We start from the raw sequence: 16,957 nt of genomic DNA, 5'->3' as shown, positions 1-16,957 counted from the left end.
GTCCTGCTCAGAACAGGTTCATGCCTGGAGGGATCGGCAGCCCCTTGGTCAGTTCCTGCATCCGGTCCTGAACCAGCTTCTCGCCCCTGGTCCGCGCGTCGTTAACGGCGGCCACCACCAGATCCTCGACGATTTCCTTCTCGTCGGGGATCAGCAGCGTGGCGTCGATATGGATGGCGCGCATGGCGCCTTTCGCGGTCATCCGCACGGTGACGGCCCCGCCGCCGGCGGCGCCCTCAACCTCGAGATTCTCAAGTTCCGACTGGGCGTCAGCCAGCTTCTGCTGCATCGCCTGGGCCTGCTTCATCAGCCCCATCAGATCGCGCATGTCATCTCCCCCTGAAACGGCGCAGCCGGTCCGACTGCGTCAATCGTCAAACTCGCCGTCGCCCTCGTCGGCGAACGGCGCATCCGCATTGTCCCCGTCCTCTTCCTCGCCCGTGGGGCGCACGTCAATCACGTCGACGATCTGCGCGCCGGGAAAACGGTCAAGCACGGCGCGCACCAGCGGATGCGCGGCGGCGTCGGAATGACGCTCGGCCTTTGCCGTGGCGCGCCGCTGCTGGATGGTGTCCTCGCCGGTTTGCGATGAGATGGCCACAACCCAGCGCCGGCCGGTCCATTCCTGCAAACGCCCGGACAACTCGGAGGCGAGATGGCGGTTGCCGTTTTCCGCCAGGGCAAATTCGATGACGCCGTCCTCAAACCGCACCAGGCGCACGTCGCGCTCCAGCGCCACCTTCAGGCCGATGTCGCGTTTGTCGCCGGCGAGGGCCACCAGATCCTCGAACCGGGCGATGCGCACCGCTGGCGCGGCTTTCGGGGCAGGCTCCGCCGGCGCCGCCATGGCTGGCGCCGGCTGGCTGGAAACCAGTTGCATGGCGCCGCTGGCCAGCGCGGTGGTCGCGGCGCGTGGGGCGCCGCCGCCGTCCCCCCCAAAACCGCCTCCGCGATCACTGCCGGCGTAGCCGGTCGTCTGGCCAACCGCATGGGCCATGGCCTGGGGCGCGCCGCCGCCATGGCCGACGCCGATGATGGGGCCGGCCCCGCCGGATGGGGCGCTGTCGCGCAGCATGCGCAGGGCTTCGTCCGGCGTCGGCAGATCGGAGGCGTGGGCGAGGCGCACCAGGGCCATCTCGGCGGCGGCGAGCGGGCGGAAACTGTCCTGCACCTCGGGCAGGGCCTTCAGCAGCATCTGCCAGGCCCGGGACAGGGCGCGCAGGGAGAGCTTTCCGGCCAGATCGGCGCCACGGGTGCGCTCGGCTTCGGTCAGCGACGGGTCTTTCGCGGCGTCCGGAACCAGTTTCAGCCGCGTGACCAGATGGGTGAAGCTGGCCAGCTCCGACATCACCACCGCCGGGTCGGCGCCGGCGTCATACTGTTCCTGCAACTGGCCAAGGCTGGCCGGCAGGTCGCCGCGCATCACCGCCTCGAACAGGTCGATAATGCGGCCGCGATCAGCCAGGCCCAGCATGGCGCGCACGGTTTCGGCGCTCACATGGCCGGCGCCATGGGCAATGGCCTGGTCGAGCAGCGACAGGGAATCGCGCACGGAGCCTTCCGCCGCCCGGGCGATCTGCGCCAGCGCCTCGTCTTCCGCCGTCACCTTTTCCGCGTCGCAGATGCGGGCGAGATGCATCGCCAGCACCGGCGCCTGCACCCGCCGCAGGTCAAAGCGCTGGCAGCGGGAGAGGATCGTCACCGGCACCTTGCGAATTTCCGTGGTGGCGAAAATGAACTTGGCGTGCGGCGGCGGTTCCTCCAGCGTTTTCAGGAAAGCGTTGAACGCCCCCGTCGACAGCATGTGCACCTCGTCGACGATATAGACCTTGTAGCGGGCCGACACCGGGGCGTAGCGCACCGAATCGTTGAGCTGGCGGATGTTGTCGACGCCATTGTTGGAGGCGGCGTCGATCTCCATCACGTCGATGTGCGCGCCGTCGATGATCTGCTGGCAGTGCACCCCGGGCTGGGTCAGATGAATGGTCGGCCCGCCCGAGCCGTCAGGCGTTTCATAGTTGAGCCCGCGCGCCAGGATGCGCGCCGTGGTGGTCTTGCCGACGCCGCGCACGCCGGTCAGCATCCAGGCCTGTGGAATGCGCCCGGTCTCGAAGGCGTTGGACAGGGTGCGCACCATGGCTTCCTGACCGATCAGGTCATCGAAATTGCGCGGACGGTATTTGCGCGCCAGCACCCGGTATCCGGCCGCGCTGGCGGCAGGCCGGGCGGATTGCGCGGCGGCGGCGAGGCCCGGCAGGCCCGGGGCGTCGGCCGCGAGGTCCTGGTTCGCGAGGTCCTGGTTCACTTGATCCTGGGACGCAGTGTCTGGCGAATCGGTCATGGGCGCCTGTGGTTGTCCTCAAACTGCGCGGCTGTCCGGCGTTATCCAGCTGGCGCTGCGGCAAGCCACGGGCCGGGACAGGGCGGATGTCGCCGCGCAGGTCTTTGCTATCAAGTCCTTGCTATCACGAAAGGCGGGGCGGATGCGAACCATCGTCGCCTGTGGCCGCCGCCAGCCCGCCACGCAGCTTTTTCGTATGGCGGCGCAGGGCGCCGGCCAACGCCGCGTCAGCTGGCATGGCCCGGACTGGTGATCATCAGATTGTGCGAGAAGTCTGAATTGCAAGCCCGGCGGGGGAGGCCGGCGATCCCGGCCACGCCGGGACGGTTGGCGCGCTGTTGGCCCGCAACATGCTGGCGCCGCCTGCCGCGATGGCAGGGTGGGAGGCTGAACGGAGACCCGCCCGATGCTCGTTAGGGCTGCTTCCTTCCGGACCTGACCCGGTTGGCGAGTGGAACGTCCAACGCCAACCTCCCGCCGCGTATATCGTGCAAAGCCGCGCCACATGCAAGAGCCGCCTGCGGGGATGCGGCAATCATCCCCGGATGATGCGGCCAGCCTGCGCCAGCGTTTGCAGTCATCGCCGTTTGCATCGTCCGCCCGGGCGCCGGATAACCACAGAAGCGCATTCCGCTTAACGTGGACGCCCCGCCGCGCGCGGGAGGCGCGGCAACGCAAAAGGATGGAGCGAAAGCCCGAGCGGATTTTGCTCTGGAGGCAGACAATCAGCCAGGGGAGACGTCCCATGCATGACGACGCGACAGGCTTCACCAGCGCGCTTGAAGCTGGGTTCCAGCTTGATTCACGTCTCGCGGCCGATTGCGGGATCGTCGGCGACCTGCCGCTGTCACGCGTGCTGTTGATGGACGACAGCCGCTACGACTGGCTGATTCTGGTTCCACGTCGCGCCGGCGTGTCGGAGCTGGTCGATCTCGATCCCGACGCCTACGCCGCCCTCGCAGCTGAAATGCGCTTTGTCTGCGAGCAGGTCCGCCGTCATGCAACGCCGTTCAAACTCAATGTGGCGGCGCTGGGCAACATGGTGCGGCAACTGCACGTCCACGTCATCGCCCGCCAGGAAGGCGACGCGGCCTGGCCCGGCCCGGTTTGGGGCGCCGGTCTGATCGCGCCCTACGGGAAAGAGGCCCTGGCGCAGGCCTGCGACCGCTGGCGCATGGCGCTGGGCCTGCCGGATTGATGCGTTTTCCGCACCAGCGATCCGCGCGCCAGCCTCTTGCGGCGCGGCGCGGGCGGCATACGCTGGAGCCAGATCCGTTCATCCTGAACCGGATTTGGCTCCGTCTCTTCGGAGCGGGGTATTTTTTCCTCATGCGAAGTGGCGTCCATTTCGCTGGAAAATGTTCTAACGGCTTCTTGCCGGGCAAACTCTGGCCGTCCGGGCGGCGTTTGCTCTGAAGCCGGGAAAAAATTGAATGGAAATGTCCGGGAGACTCCATGGCGACCGATATAGATAACCGGCGTGAAGGCGCGTTGCGGCCGGAACTGTCAGCCCAGGTGGGCTATGCAACCAATCCGCTGGTGCGCCACTCCGAGCGCCGCGATGACGACGCCCGCATGGCCAGTTTCCGCGCCTCCCAGGACGCCATCGCCTGCATCATTGTCGGTGACCGGCCGCTGATCAAAAGTGGCCCCGGGGGCCGGCCCGACCCGTGGTTTTCTCTGGATGAGGTGTTCCGCCTTGGCGAGCCGCGCGAGCTGCCGTTTCTCGGCACACTGAATGAGCGGCCCGTGTTCCTCGCCATTCATCCCCAGGAGTTCGGCGAGAAACTGCAGGGCTACAGCGATCTGGTGGTGGCCGACCTGCGCGCCATGGCCATGCAGGGCGCCCTGCCGCCGGAGGAAATGGGCGTGTTGGGCGAGGCCAAGGGCCTGGCCTACTGGCACCAGCGTCACCGCTTCTGCTCCAACTGCGGCGCGCCGAGCCGCATGGTGTCGAGCGGCTGGCGCCGTGACTGCGACGCCTGCAACGCGCAGCATTTTCCCCGCACCGACCCGGTGGTCATCATGCTCGCCGTGCGTGGCGATGAATGTCTGATGGGCCGGCAGCCGCAATTCCCGCGCGGCATGTATTCCTGCCTCGCCGGTTTCGTCGAGCCGGGGGAAACCATTGAGGACGCGGTGCGCCGCGAGATCATGGAAGAGGCGGGGGTGCCCTTGGGCGCGGTGCGTTATCTCGCCTCGCAGCCGTGGCCGTTCCCCGGCTCGCTGATGATTGGTTGCGTCGGCGACGCCCTGTCGGCCGACATCGTCGTTGACCGGACCGAGCTCGATGACGCCCGCTGGTTCAGTCGCGACGAAGCGCGGCTGATGCTGGCCGGACGGCATCCGGGCAGGCTGTTCGCTCCGCCGCCGATGGCGATCGCTCACCACGTGCTCGCCGCGTTTGTGCGCGGTGAGACGGGCTGACGCTGCCGTTCCAGAAGGCCAGATCGTCGAGGCTCTCCCAGCGCAGGCGCAGCGCCGGGAGGCCCTTGCAACCCCGGGCCGGAGCGGCGTCGATGATGTCGCCGCCAATGGCGCGGAAGAACACGATGGCGACCACATTGCGCTCCGGCGCCCACAGGCTGACGCTGTCGTGGCCACGGGCCTTCAGGTCGCAGGCCATCAGACCCATCAGCCGGGTTCCGACGCCGCGGCACTGCATCGGCTTCAGCACCAGGATGTCGAGAATGACGCCCTCGCCGTCAATCGCGGCGCAGGCGCCGGCCCCAATGATCTGCCCGTCCGATTCCGCCACGAACACGCTGACGGTGATGTCCGACAGCCGCTGCGTCCAGCGGGCGAGATAGTCTTCAGGCGAACCCGGGCGCAGGTCGCGGTTTTCGACAAGACCACGCCAGGTTTCGCGATGCGCGGCGGCGTGCGCCGTGGCGATGCCGGAAATGTCGGTCGCGATGGCGGGCCGGTAATGAACGCGCATGGCGTGCTCCTTTCCCTGATGCGTCTGTTGTCGTGGCGATCCTCCAGCCTGGCGCGACGCCTGGCGTGACGGACATTGGCGATATGGCTGAAAGCAACGGTCCGGCCTTTGCCGGGCGTCTTTCACTTGCAGCAACTTGCCCGCTGACAACGGCGACAAAACGACGGTCTTGGGCGGAAACAGGGCGATTGCGTGTTTTACACGCCCAGACTGTTATATCAGATCGCGAAGATGCAGGCGCAGCCGCGATCCGCGAGGCTCAACCCGCGTGACGCGTTTCCTTGCGGGAAACGCCTCCCTGTAAGAACGCCATGCGCTGAACGGGTTTCGCCAAAACCCGATGAGACCCCCCCGGGGTTTTGGTTCAATCCGCCGGAATGGTCATTTCTGGCGTGGAGCGGGACGCCGCCTGGACAGAGGCCTTGCGACCGGCGAGACGCAAAAAACCCGCGAACCCCTGCGGCTCGCGGGCTGTCTGCGCCATGTGCATGTCAGGGGTATGACGGCTGGCCGTCGCGCCCGTCAGGCGGCTTGTCCGGCGGCGGTGGCCCGCAATTCGTCGCGGTAGGACGCGGCCGGATAAACGCCAAGGATGCGCAGCTCGCGCGAGAAGAAGCCCAGTTCCTCCAGGGCGTTCTTAAGACCCTGCTCATCGGGGTGCCCCTCGACTTCCGCATAGAACTGGGTGGCGGCGAACTGGCCTTCGAGCTGGTAGCTCTCCAGCTTGGTCATGTTGACGCCGTTGGTGGCGAAGCCGCCCAGCGCCTTGTACAGCGCCGCCGGCAGGTTGCGCACCCGGAAGACAAAGCTGGTGACGGTCGGGCCTTCGCCGGCTTTCGGCCATTTTGGTTCGCGCGACAGGATGATGAAGCGCGTGGTGTTGTGCGCCTCGTCCTCCACGTCCTCGGCCAGGATGTTCAGGCCATAGACTTGCGCGGCCAGTCGTGGCGCGAGGGCGCCGCGACTGGGGTCGTTCCATTCCGCCACTTCGCGCGCCGCGCCGGCGGTGTCGCCGGTGATCACCGCCTTCAGCCCGAGCTGGCGAATGATGCGCCGGCACTGCCCGATGGCGTGCACATGGGTATAGACGCTGGTGAGCTGGTCGATCTTCGCGCCCGGCAGCCCCATCAGCTGAAACCGGATCGGCAGGAAGTGCTCGCCGATGATGTGCAGGCCGGAGAGCGGCAGCAGGTGGTGAATGTCGGCGACGCGGCCGGCGATCGAGTTCTCGATCGGAATCATGCCGAACTCCGCCGCGCCGTCCTTCACTGCGTTCAGGGCGTCATCGAAGGTCGGACAGGGCAGGGTGTCGCGATCGGGAAACACTTCCCGGCTGGCGATCTGCGAATTGGCGCCGTGCTCGCCCTGGAAGGAAATCAGCCGCGAGTCGCCAGCAGGGTTGGCGACATTGGTGTCGGAAGCCGGAGCGTCGTGCGCTCCTGACGTGGCGCCGGTCATGATCTCTCCAGTAAATCCAGTAAACAGGGGCGGTCCGCTACAGCCGCGCCGGATGCGTGCAGGTGAGGTTGGTTATTCGCGGGCGGCGCCCAGCGCGGCGCGCGCCCGCTCCAGGTCGTGGGGGGTGTCGACGCCGAGGGGCACGTCGTCAACCACAATGACGTCGATCCGCATGCCCGCCTCGAGCGCCCGCAACTGCTCCAGGTTCTCGCGCCGCTCCAGCGGCGAGGGCGGCAGGGCGACGAAGCGTTGCAGCGCGCTGCGCCGCCAGGCGTAGAGGCCGATGTGGTGCAGCAGCGGCCCGTCGCCCCATGGCGCGGTCGCCCGGGTGAAATACAGCGCCCGGAGCCGTCCGGGGGCCACTTCGGCCCCCACCGCCTTCACGACGGACGGCTCAGTCCGTTCTTCCGCGCGGGTGATGACTGCGGCGAGCGTGGCGATATCCACAGCCTGATCGGCCAGCGGCGTCAGCGCCGCGGCGATAATCGCCGGATTGATTGTGGGAAGATCGCCCTGCACGTTCACGATCACGTCGTGGCGTCCCCCGGGGTCGATCGCCTGCAACGCCTCGTGGATCCGGTCTGAGCCAGACGGATGGTCAGCCCGGGTCATCACCGCCGTTCCGCCAGCTTTTGCAACGGCTTCAGCGATCTCCGCCGTGTCCGTGGCGATGACCACGGGGCCGATATTCGCCTCCTGCGCCCGGCGCATGACCTGGACGATCATCGGCGCGCCGGCGACGTCGGCGAGCGGTTTTCCCGGAAGGCGCGTGGAGGCCATTCGGGCGGGAATGAGAACAAGAGGCTGGATCATAGTTTGGAACGGCGTCAAAAAGTAGCAAAGTGCGTTTCACCTATACGAGTTGCGTTCGCCGCGTCAAAGCGGTTAATCATCGCCCCAAAGCTCCGCCTGCGGGGCGCCGTCCTTATCCAGATCACGCCATGCGGAGTCGCCGTTTATGGATTCCTTCGAGCTTAACAAGATTGCCGGCGCGGTTCTGGGCACTCTCATGTTCGTGCTTGGGCTGAATATCGTCACCGAGAAACTGTTTGAGAACCATGCGCCGAAGGTCCCGGGGTATGATCTGCCGCAGGCGGCCGAGGCTTCGGCCGGCGGCGCCGCGCCCGAGGCAAAGGCCGCGACGCCGCTGCCGGTGCTGCTGGCCAAGGCTGACGCCGCCAAGGGCGAGAAGGCCATCGCCAAGTGCAAGACCTGCCACAGCTTCGAGAAGGGCGGCCCCAACAAGATTGGTCCGGATCTTTATGGCGTGCTCGGCCGTCAGGTGGCGCATCATGAGGGCTTCGCCTATTCGAAGGGCATGAAGGATCACGGCGGTTCGTGGAACTTCGACAACCTCAGCGAATTCCTGACCAACCCGAAGAAGGCCGTGCCTGGCACGCTGATGAATTTCGCCGGCGTCACCAAGGAAGAAGAGCGCGCCGACATCCTTGCCTATCTGAATACGCTTTCCGACAGCCCGTTGCCGCTGCCGAAGGCCGATGCAGCCCCGGCCGCCGGCGCGGCTCCCGCCAAGGAGCCCGCCAAGGAACCGGCGAAGCACTGAGCTGGCGCGGCTTCAGGCCGCCGCTGGCGAACACGCCGACGGAAAACGATCGAGCCGGGCTTTGCGCCCGGCTTTTTCATGTGCGCAGCGCCGCGGCGGGCGTTGCAGGTCGCTTTCCGGCCAACTTTTGCGGGCCTGTTTGCCGGACCGGTTGCTGGGGTATTAAAATCTTTTTGGGTAATAGCGCCGATTCTGCTGGCCTTACGCCTGAAACGTTGTCCGGCGCCGCCTGTTCACGTCGCTGCTTGACGTCACGACAAGTCTGCGCCGCCAACGCCGGAGAAACCTGTGCCCGAATCCAAGCCCGCCAGGAAGCCAGAAGCCCTGCAGTCCGCGCCGCCCGCGTCTCCGGAAACGGTGTCAGCCTGGGCGCCGGTTACCCGGCGCGCCGCCCTGTTCGGCGTGGCTTCGGCGGCGCTGGCCGCCGGGTTCTGGCGCGCCGGCGCGGCGCACGCCGCGCAAAAGCCGCAAGACGGGGCGCTGGCAGAGGCGAGGCTGTCCGCCGCTGACAGGCCGCCGTGGCGCCACGCGCTCTCGCTGATGGGGCAGCCGAAATACGGCGCGGATTTCAAGCATTTTGACTACGTCAATCCGGCGGCTCCGAAAGCTGGCGTTGTCCGCTTCGGGTCCCAGGGCGGTTTTGACAGCTTCAACGTGGCCGTGGCGGGCGTAAAGGGCGAGGTGGAGAGCCGGCTCACCCTGATTTACGACCAGCTGATGGAAGCCTCGCTGGATGAGGTGAACACCGAATACGGCGTGATCGCCGCCGCGGCGCGCTACCCGGAGGATTATTCCTGGGCCAGCTATCGCCTGCGTCCTGAGGCGCGCTGGCATGACGGGCGGCCGGTCACCGTCGAGGACGTCATTTTCAGCTTTGAAAGCCTGAAGAAGCTGAGTCCGCAATACGCCGCCTACTGGCGCGATGTGAGCGCCGTGGAAAAAACGGGCCCGCGTGAGGCGACTTTCCGTTTCGCGGCAAAGGGCAACCGGGAGCTGCCGCAGATCGTTGGCCAGTTGCCGGTGCTGCCGAAGCACTGGTGGGAAGGGACTGACGCCAGCGGCCGCAAGCGCGACATCACCGCGACCACGCTGGAGCCGCCAATGGGCTCCGGGCCCTATCGCATCAAGGCCTTCGACGCCGGCCGCTGGTGCGAATACGAGCGGGTGAAGGATTATTGGGGCGAGAAGCTGCCTGTCCGCGTCGGCATGCATAATTTCGATGTGGTGCGCGTCGACTATTACCGCGACATCACCGTGTTGTTCGAGGCGTTCAAGGCTGATCAGTTCGATTTTCGCACCGAGAATGTCGCCAAGAACTGGGCCACAGGTTACGACTTCCCGGCCGTGCGCGAGAAAAGGGTCATACTGGAGGAGTTTCCCCAACGCAGCAGCGGCGTCATGCAGGCGTTCGTTTTCAATATGCGCCGGCCGCAGTTTCAGGATGAGCGGGTGCGCCGCGCGCTGAATTACGCCTTCGATTTCGAGGAAGTGAATCGCACCCTGTTTTTTGGCCAGTACAAGCGCATTGATTCCTATTTCTCCGGCACCGAGCTGGCTTCATCCGGCCTGCCGGAAGGCCTGGAAAAACAGATTCTGGAAAGCGTGCGCGACAAGGTGCCGGCCAGCGTTTTCACAGAGGTCTATAAAAACCCCGTCGCCGGTTCGCAGGAGGCTTTCCGGGCCAATTTGCGCGAGGCGCACCGGCTGCTCGGCGAAGCCGGCTGGGAGCTGAAGGGGCGCAATCTGGTCAACAGCAGGACCGGCACGGCTTTCGTCATCGAATTCCTCAGCTTTGATCCCTCGTTCGAGCGTTACGTCCTGCCGTATCAGAACGCCCTGAAGCGTCTGGGCATGACCGTCAATCTCCGCGTCGTCGACGCCACCCAGTACCAGAACCGCCTGCGCGCCTTCGATTATGACGCCGTCACCTTCCTGTGGCCGCAGTCCCTGTCGCCGGGCAATGAGCAGTGGAATTTCTGGGGGGCGGAAGCGGCCAAACGCCCCGGCTCCATGAACATCGCCGGCATCAGCGATCCCGGCGTCGATGCGCTGATCGGCAAGGTGGTCTACGCCACCACGCGCGAGGAGCTGGTCGCCGCCGCCCGGGCGCTCGACCGGACGTTGCTGCACCACAATTATGTCGTGCCGCAGTGGACCTACAATTTTCAGCGCACGGCGCGCTGGAACCGCTTCGGTCATCCGCAGACCATGCCGGAATATGGCGCGGCGGCGTTCCCCACCATCTGGTGGTGGGATGCGACGCTGGCGGCGAAGACCGGCGGACGGCGTTGATGGCGGCCGGGGCTGCTGACAGACGCGTGGGGGCGCGGCGATGATTGGCTATATCCTGCGCCGCCTGTTGCTGATGATCCCGACGATTTTGGGCATCATGCTGATTTCATTCGTGCTGGTGCAGTTCGCGCCGGGCGGGCCGGTGGAGCGGGTGATCGCGCAGTTGCAGGGCACCGACGCCGGCGCCACTTCGCGCATTTCCGGGGGCGGAGGCGGCGATTTTGCGTCGTCGGCGTCGGCGGACAGCAGCTATCGCGGCGCCCAGGGGCTTGATCCGGAGTTCATCAAACAACTGGAAGCGCAGTTCGGCTTCGACAAGCCGGCGCACGAGCGCTTTTTCAAGATGATCCGGGACTACGCCCGCTTCGATTTTGGCAAGAGCTATTTTCGCGACACGCCGGTGGTTGATCTGATCCGCGAGAAGCTGCCGGTGTCGATCTCGCTCGGCCTGTGGATGCTGCTGCTGTCCTACGCCGTATCGATTCCGCTCGGCGTCGCCAAGGCGGTGCGCGACGGCACGCGTTTTGACACCTGGACCTCGGTAGTGGTTATCGTTGGCTACGCCATTCCCGGCTTCCTGTTCGCCATCCTGCTGATCGTGCTGTTCGCCGGCGGTTCGTTCTTCCAGATTTTTCCGTTGCGCGGCCTCACCTCCGACAACTGGGCGCAGCTCAGCCTGGCCGGCAAGGTCGCCGACTATTTTTGGCACCTCGTGCTGCCGATCACCTCCATGGCGCTCGGCGCGTTCGCGACCTCGACGCTGCTGACCCGCAACTCCTTCCTTGATGAAATCCGCAAGCAATATGTGCTCACCGCGCGGATGAAGGGGCTGACCGAGCGCCGGGTGCTTTACGGCCACGTGTTCCGCAACGCCATGCTGATCGTCATCGCCGGCCTGCCGGGCGCGTTCATCGGCGCCTTCTTCGCCGGCTCGCTGCTCATCGAGACCATCTTCTCGCTCGACGGTCTCGGCCTGCTGTCGTTCGAATCGATCATCAACCGCGATTATCCGACGGTGTTCGCCTCGCTCTACATCTTCTCGCTGCTCGGCCTGGTGGTGAACCTGATTTCCGACCTGACCTACGCCTGGATCGATCCGCGCATCGATTTCGCCGCGCGGGAGGCCTGAGCATGGCCAGCGCCGAATCCGTCGCCCCCGCCACCGCCGCGTCGCCGGTCACAGCGCCCGTCATCGTCGCGCCGTCGCTGCCGCGCGGCCGCTTCGTCAGCCTGTCGCCGCTCAACCGCCGGCGCCTGCGCAACTTCCGCGCCAACCGGCGCGGCTGGTGGTCGCTGTGGATTTTCCTTGTCCTGTTCGTGCTGACCCTGTGCGCCGAACTGATCGCCAACGACCGGCCGATTGTCGCCTCCTACAAGGGCGAACTGCTGTTTCCCGCCTTCGTGCACTATCCGGAGGAGAAGTTCGGCGGCTTCCTTGCGGTCACCGACTATCGCGACCCGACCATCGCCGATGAAATCAGGGCCCATGGCTGGATGATCTGGCCGCCGATCCGCTTTTCCTACAACACCCAGAACCTCAATCTGCCGACGCCCGCGCCATCGCCGCCCACCTGGTTGCTGAGCGAGGCGCAGTGCAAGGCGGCGGCGGAAAAGGTGGGGGGAACCTCGTGTCGCAGCCTTGAATGGAACTGGCTGGGCACGGACGATCAGGGCCGCGACGTGCTGGCGCGACTGATTTACGGCTTCCGCATCTCGGTGCTGTTCGGCCTGTCGCTGGCGGCGCTGTCATCGGTCATTGGCGTCGCCGCCGGCGCCGCGCAGGGCTTTTTCGGCGGCTGGACCGATCTGATTTTCCAGCGCTTCATCGAGATCTGGACGGCCATTCCCTCGCTGTATCTGCTCATCATCCTTTCAGCGGTGATTACCCCCAGCTTCTTCGTGCTGCTCGGCATCCTGCTGCTGTTCTCCTGGGTGGCGCTGGTGGGCGTGGTGCGGGCGGAGTTCCTGCGCGCCCGCAATCTGGAATATGTCCGCGCCGCCCGGGCGCTCGGCCTCGGCAACGGCCGCATCATGTTCCGCCACATGCTGCCCAACGCCATGGTGGCGACGCTGACCTTCCTGCCGTTCATCCTCAACGGGGCCATCACCACGCTGACCTCGCTGGACTTTCTGGGCTTTGGCCTGCCGCCCGGCTCGCCGTCGCTGGGCGAGATGCTGGCCCAGGGCAAGGGCAATCCCGAGGCGCCGTGGCTTGGCCTCTCCGGTTTCTTCGTCATCGCCCTGATGCTGTCGCTGCTGATCTTCGTCGGCGAGGCGGTGCGCGACGCCTTTGATCCGCGAAAGGCTCCGGCATGAACGCGCCCAACGCATCAACCGCCCCGCTGCTTCAGGTGCGCGGCCTCAGGACCGCCTTCCGTCAGGACGGTCAGACCAGCATGGCGGTCGACGGCGTCTCTTTTGATCTGGCGCGCGGCGAAACCCTGGCGCTGGTGGGCGAATCCGGTTCCGGCAAATCGGTCACCGCCATGTCGATCCTGCGGCTGCTGCCCTATCCGGCGGCCAGCCACCCGGGCGGCGAGGTGCTGTTTCGCGGCAAGGATCTGTTGAAGGCCAGTGACGCCGAACTGCGCGCCGTGCGCGGCAACGACATCACCATGGTGTTTCAGGAGCCGATGACCTCGCTCAACCCGCTGCATACGATCGAAAAGCAGGTTGGTGAAATCCTGGCGCTGCATAAAGGCCTGCGCGGCAAGGCGGCGCGCGCCCGCATCATCGAACTGCTGGAACTGGTGGGCATCCGCCAGCCGGCCGAACGGCTCTCCGCCTACCCGCACCAGTTGTCCGGCGGCCAGCGCCAGCGCGTCATGATCGCCATGGCCCTGGCCAATGAGCCAGACCTGCTGATCGCCGATGAGCCGACGACGGCCCTCGACGTCACCGTGCAGGCGCAGATCCTGGCGCTGCTCGCCGATCTGAAGCAGCGGCTGGGCATGGCCATGCTGTTCATCACCCACGACCTCGGCATTGTCCGGCGCATCGCCGACAATGTCTGCGTGATGACCGGCGGCCAGATCGTCGAACGCGGCCCTGTCGCCGAAGTGTTCGCCGCGCCGCAGCATCCTTACACCCGCAAACTGTTGCACGCCGAGCCGAAGGGGGAGGCCGCGCCAGTCGCCGCCAGCGCCCCGGTGGTGGTGGAGGCGGGACCGGTCAGGGTGTGGTTTCCGATCCGCAAGGGTTTTCTGCGCCGCGTCAGCGGGCACATCAAGGCGGTGGACGGGGTGTCGATCCGCCTGCGTCAGGGGGAAACCCTTGGCGTCGTTGGTGAATCCGGTTCTGGCAAGACCACGCTCGGCCTGGCGCTCCTGCGCCTCATCCAGTCGGATGGGCCGATCGTCGTCCTCGGTCAACGCATTGACGGCGTTGGCGCGCGCCAGCTTCGCCCGCTGCGCCAGCGCATGCAGGTGGTGTTTCAGGACCCCTACGGCTCCCTGTCGCCGCGCATGTCGGTGGCGGAAATCATCGCCGAGGGTCTGCTGGTGCAGCAGCCCGGCATGCCGCTGGCGGCCCAGCGCCAGAAGGTGGCGGAAGCCCTGCATGAGGTCGGCCTCGACCCGGCGACCATGGACCGCTACCCGCACGAATTCTCCGGCGGCCAGCGCCAGCGCATCGCCATCGCCCGGGCCATGGCGCTGGAGCCGTCATTCGTTATCCTCGACGAGCCGACCTCCGCCCTCGACATGTCGGTGCAGGCGCAGATCGTCGACCTGCTGCGCGATCTGCAACGGCGCAAGAACCTGTCGTACATCTTCATCAGCCACGACCTGAAGGTGGTGAAAGCCTTGGCCAACACCATCATGGTGATGCAGAACGGCGTGGTGGTGGAGCAGGGGGCGGCCAGCGACATCTTCGCCGCCCCAAAGACGGACTATACCCGGGCGCTGTTCGCGGCGGCGTTCAACATCGACGCTGCGCCGGCGGCGGACGGGGCAGGTCCAGGGTAGGCGAGGGGCGCGCACACGCGCGCGCTCACGCCTCCCGCAACCGCAGCAGGCGCAACGCATTGGCCGTGACCAGCACGGTCGCGCCGGTGTCGGCGAGGATGGCCATCCACAGCGGCGTCTCGCCGAACAGGGTGGTGACCAGGAACACGGCTTTCAGCCCCAGGGCGATCACCAGATTCTGGCGGATGTTGCCCATGCCGGCGCGGGCAAGGCGGATCAGGCTGGCGACGTCGCCAATGCGATTGCGCAACAGCGCCGCGTCGGCGGTTTCCAGCGCCACGTCCGTGCCGCCGCCCATGGCGACGCCGACCGAGGCGGCCGCCAGCGCCGGGGCGTCATTGATGCCGTCGCCGACCATCGCCACCGGGCCGGACCGTTGCAGGCGCTCGATGGCCGCCAGCTTGTCGCCCGGCAGCAGCTCCGCCTGAACCGCGAGGCCCAGCTTTGCGCCAATGGCGTCGGCGGTGCGGGTGTTATCGCCGGTCAGCATCACCGGCGTCACGCCAAGCGCCTTCAGCTCCGCGACGCCGGCGGCGGCGTCATCACGCGGCTCGTCGCGCAGGGCGATCACCGCCAGGGCCACGCCATCCTCGCTGACCACCACCACGGTCTTGCCGTCGGTCTCCAGCTGCGTCACAAGCGCGTCCGCGCTGGCGGGCAGGGCGCCCGCCTCGCGCGCCTGACGGGGCGAACCCACGCTCACCAGACCGCTGTCGAGCTGGCCGGAGACGCCCTTTCCGGCCGTCGCCGCGCTGCCGTCAAGCGTGCGCGGAATGGCGAGCCCGCGCGCTTCCGCTTCGGCGATGATGGCGAGCCCGAGCGGATGGCTTGAACCCATTTCCACAGCGGCTGCCTTTGCAAGAGCGGCATCGATCTGCGCCGCGTCGCCGCCGCCCAGCGGCGTCACGTCGGTCACCCGGGGCTCGCCGCGCGTCAGCGTTCCGGTCTTGTCGAAGGCGATGGTCCTGACATGGGCCAGCGTCTCCAGCGTCGCTCCGCCCTTGGCCAACAGGCCGCGCCGGGCGCCATTGGCGATGGCGGCGGCGATGGCGGCGGGAGTCGAGATCACCAGCGCGCACGGGCAGGCGATCAGCAGAACCGCCAGGCCGCGATAGATCCAGACATCCCACGGCTGACCCGCGAGCAGCGGCGGCAGCACGGCGACCAGCGCGGCGAATGCCATGGCGGCCGGGGTGTACCAGCGGCTGAAGCGGTTGATGAAGCGCTCGATCGGCGCCTTCTTCTCCTGCGCCTCCTCCACCATGGCGATAATGCGGGCGATGGTGTTGTCGGCGGCGGCGCTGGTAATGCGCACGCGCAATTCGCCTGTGAGATTGATGGCGCCAGCGTAGATTTTGTCGCCGGCGCGGCGGGTCACGGGCGTCGACTCGCCGGTGACCGGCGCCTCGTTCATGTCGGAAACGCCGCTGAGGATTTCGCCATCGGATGGGGCTCTGTCGCCGGGGCGCACCACCACCGCGTCGCCAACGGCCAGCGCGTCGACGCCCACCGTTTCCAGGGTCCCGTTCCGGTCGCGCAACGCCGTGCGCGGCACAACGTCGAGCAGCGCCGTGACGCCGGCCCGCGCCCGCCCGGCGGCGACGCCCTCCAGCATCTCGCCGATATTGAACAGGACGACGACGGCTGCGGCTTCCACCGACTCGCCGATCACCAGGGCGCCAACCGCGGCCACCACCAGCAGGGTTTCAATGGTGAACGGCGAACCGGTTATGGCCGCCGTCCAGGCCCGCCGGGCGATCGGCGCCACCGCGATGAGGGTTGCGACGCTCCAGATGGCGCGCGACCATTCGGGAACAATCCAGGCGACCACGAAGGCTGTTGCGACGATCAGCATGGCGAGAAGGGTCGGCCAGCTTCCCGCAGGCATCCACGCCGGCATGCGTCCTGCGAACCATGACGGCGCCGCCTCTGGCGCATGGCTGTGGCCGAAATGATCGTCACCATCATCATGGCGACCGTGATCGCCAGGGGAATGGGCGTGGGCGTGATCATGCGCATGGTCGTGATCGCCGCCGTCACAGCATGGCGCGTGGGCGCGTCCCGCGGCGCCCGCCGTGGCTCCGCCTGGCTCTGGCCGCGCCGCGTATCCCAGCCGTTTCAGCAGGGCCGCCACATCGGCGGCGCCTGGTTGCGCCTCACCCTGGATGGTCAGGCGTTGCAGGGCCACGTTCACGGCGACGTCGGTGACGCCCGGCAGTCGCTGCACAGCTGTCTCGATTTTCAGCGCGCAGGCGGCGCAGTCCATACCTTCAACGCGATAGCGCTGTGTGGCGGCGGGCGCATTCATGACGTCACCAGATGGTAATTTTCCACTGCCGACATCAAATAGGGTCTGTAGTCACTACAGGGTCAAGAGGCCTGGATGACGACGGGGA

General features: G+C 66.8%; 12 protein-coding genes, 1 other RNA gene and 1 pseudogene. 7 read left to right on the top strand and 7 right to left on the bottom strand.

Features of this window, described 5'->3' with window-relative positions; genetic code table 11:
* Nucleotides 1–7 precede the first annotated feature (7 nt).
* From IE243_RS12705 to ffs, 3 genes are all read right to left on the bottom strand, one after another.
* Nucleotides 8–328 carry a YbaB/EbfC family nucleoid-associated protein gene (locus tag IE243_RS12705; protein WP_191319756.1) on the bottom strand — a complete coding sequence of 107 codons (321 nt, stop codon included), beginning with the start codon at nucleotides 326–328 and terminating at the stop codon, nucleotides 8–10.
* Nucleotides 329–367: 39 nt separating this feature from the next.
* Nucleotides 368–2,341 carry a DNA polymerase III subunit gamma/tau gene (locus tag IE243_RS12700; RefSeq protein ID WP_191319755.1) on the bottom strand — a complete coding sequence of 658 codons (1,974 nt, stop codon included), beginning with the start codon at nucleotides 2,339–2,341 and terminating at the stop codon, nucleotides 368–370.
* A 378-nt stretch (nucleotides 2,342–2,719) separates the two neighbouring features.
* Nucleotides 2,720–2,817, bottom strand: an RNA gene (ffs, locus tag IE243_RS12695) — signal recognition particle sRNA small type.
* Nucleotides 2,818–3,086: 269 nt separating this feature from the next.
* Between ffs and IE243_RS12690 the strand changes: the two genes are divergently transcribed.
* Together IE243_RS12690 and nudC are read left to right on the top strand one after the other, a co-directional pair.
* Entirely contained in the window at nucleotides 3,087–3,539 is a 453-nt protein-coding gene (locus IE243_RS12690) for an HIT domain-containing protein (protein ID WP_191319754.1), read from the top strand.
* 257 nt (nucleotides 3,540–3,796) lie between these two features.
* Complete coding sequence (gene nudC / locus IE243_RS12685) at nucleotides 3,797–4,768, top strand: NAD(+) diphosphatase (protein WP_244643134.1); 972 nt, start codon at nucleotides 3,797–3,799, stop codon at nucleotides 4,766–4,768.
* A 100-nt stretch (nucleotides 4,769–4,868) separates the two neighbouring features.
* Here nudC and IE243_RS23490 read toward each other — a convergent pair.
* The 3 genes and pseudogenes from IE243_RS23490 to IE243_RS12675 form a co-directional block, all read right to left on the bottom strand.
* Nucleotides 4,869–5,282 (bottom strand): annotated as a pseudogene (locus tag IE243_RS23490) (GNAT family N-acetyltransferase); the annotation flags it as partial.
* 522 nt (nucleotides 5,283–5,804) lie between these two features.
* The gene (locus tag IE243_RS12680) at nucleotides 5,805–6,740 is read right to left on the bottom strand and encodes a prephenate dehydratase (RefSeq protein ID WP_191319753.1); all 936 of its coding nucleotides are present in this window, start codon (nucleotides 6,738–6,740) and stop codon (nucleotides 5,805–5,807) included.
* Between the two features lie 72 nt (nucleotides 6,741–6,812).
* Complete coding sequence (locus IE243_RS12675; RefSeq protein ID WP_191319752.1) at nucleotides 6,813–7,553, bottom strand: 3-deoxy-manno-octulosonate cytidylyltransferase; 741 nt, start codon at nucleotides 7,551–7,553, stop codon at nucleotides 6,813–6,815.
* Nucleotides 7,554–7,698: 145 nt separating this feature from the next.
* Here IE243_RS12675 and IE243_RS12670 point away from each other — a divergent pair, with 145 nt between their 5' ends.
* From IE243_RS12670 to IE243_RS12650, 5 genes are all read left to right on the top strand, one after another.
* Nucleotides 7,699–8,304: a c-type cytochrome gene (locus IE243_RS12670; RefSeq protein ID WP_191319751.1), complete on the top strand. Its 606-nt coding sequence runs from the start codon at nucleotides 7,699–7,701 to the stop codon at nucleotides 8,302–8,304.
* 540 nt (nucleotides 8,305–8,844) lie between these two features.
* Entirely contained in the window at nucleotides 8,845–10,596 is a 1,752-nt protein-coding gene (locus IE243_RS12665) for an extracellular solute-binding protein (RefSeq protein WP_191319799.1), read from the top strand.
* A 40-nt stretch (nucleotides 10,597–10,636) separates the two neighbouring features.
* On the top strand, nucleotides 10,637–11,725 hold the full coding sequence (locus IE243_RS12660; RefSeq protein WP_191319750.1) for a microcin C ABC transporter permease YejB: 1,089 nt from the start codon (nucleotides 10,637–10,639) through the stop codon (nucleotides 11,723–11,725).
* 2 nt (nucleotides 11,726–11,727) lie between these two features.
* Nucleotides 11,728–12,912 (top strand): ABC transporter permease, encoded by a 1,185-nt coding sequence (locus IE243_RS12655; RefSeq protein ID WP_191319749.1) that lies wholly within the window; start codon nucleotides 11,728–11,730, stop codon nucleotides 12,910–12,912.
* Nucleotides 12,909–14,561, top strand: a complete 1,653-nt coding sequence (locus IE243_RS12650; protein ID WP_191319748.1) for an ABC transporter ATP-binding protein — start codon at nucleotides 12,909–12,911, stop codon at nucleotides 14,559–14,561. The genes IE243_RS12655 and IE243_RS12650 overlap by 4 nt, the downstream gene beginning before the upstream one ends.
* 25 nt (nucleotides 14,562–14,586) lie before the next feature.
* On the opposite strand, the gene IE243_RS12645 is transcribed toward IE243_RS12650, so the two are convergent.
* Nucleotides 14,587–16,869 carry a heavy metal translocating P-type ATPase gene (locus IE243_RS12645; protein ID WP_210319854.1) on the bottom strand — a complete coding sequence of 761 codons (2,283 nt, stop codon included), beginning with the start codon at nucleotides 16,867–16,869 and terminating at the stop codon, nucleotides 14,587–14,589.
* Nucleotides 16,870–16,957: the final 88 nt, after the last annotated feature.

Source organism: Camelimonas fluminis, assembly GCF_014656355.1.
Lineage (GTDB): Bacteria > Pseudomonadota > Alphaproteobacteria > Rhizobiales > Beijerinckiaceae > Camelimonas > Camelimonas fluminis.
This window is presented reverse-complemented; position numbering and strand designations above follow the sequence as displayed.

What these genes read in the sequence shown, in the direction of transcription:
- IE243_RS12705 (WP_191319756.1), bottom strand. Translation starts at nt 328, where the DNA reads ATGCGCGATCTGATGGGGCTGATGAAGCAGGCCCAGGCGATGCAGCAG.
- IE243_RS12700 (WP_191319755.1), bottom strand. Translation starts at nt 2,341, where the DNA reads ATGACCGATTCGCCAGACACTGCGTCCCAGGATCAAGTGAACCAGGAC.
- IE243_RS12690 (WP_191319754.1), top strand. Translation starts at nt 3,087, where the DNA reads ATGCATGACGACGCGACAGGCTTCACCAGCGCGCTTGAAGCTGGGTTC.
- nudC (WP_244643134.1), top strand. Translation starts at nt 3,797, where the DNA reads ATGGCGACCGATATAGATAACCGGCGTGAAGGCGCGTTGCGGCCGGAA.
- IE243_RS12680 (WP_191319753.1), bottom strand. Translation starts at nt 6,740, where the DNA reads ATGACCGGCGCCACGTCAGGAGCGCACGACGCTCCGGCTTCCGACACC.
- IE243_RS12675 (WP_191319752.1), bottom strand. Translation starts at nt 7,553, where the DNA reads ATGATCCAGCCTCTTGTTCTCATTCCCGCCCGAATGGCCTCCACGCGC.
- IE243_RS12670 (WP_191319751.1), top strand. Translation starts at nt 7,699, where the DNA reads ATGGATTCCTTCGAGCTTAACAAGATTGCCGGCGCGGTTCTGGGCACT.
- IE243_RS12665 (WP_191319799.1), top strand. Translation starts at nt 8,845, where the DNA reads ATGGGGCAGCCGAAATACGGCGCGGATTTCAAGCATTTTGACTACGTC.
- IE243_RS12660 (WP_191319750.1), top strand. Translation starts at nt 10,637, where the DNA reads ATGATTGGCTATATCCTGCGCCGCCTGTTGCTGATGATCCCGACGATT.
- IE243_RS12655 (WP_191319749.1), top strand. Translation starts at nt 11,728, where the DNA reads ATGGCCAGCGCCGAATCCGTCGCCCCCGCCACCGCCGCGTCGCCGGTC.
- IE243_RS12650 (WP_191319748.1), top strand. Translation starts at nt 12,909, where the DNA reads ATGAACGCGCCCAACGCATCAACCGCCCCGCTGCTTCAGGTGCGCGGC.
- IE243_RS12645 (WP_210319854.1), bottom strand. Translation starts at nt 16,869, where the DNA reads ATGAATGCGCCCGCCGCCACACAGCGCTATCGCGTTGAAGGTATGGAC.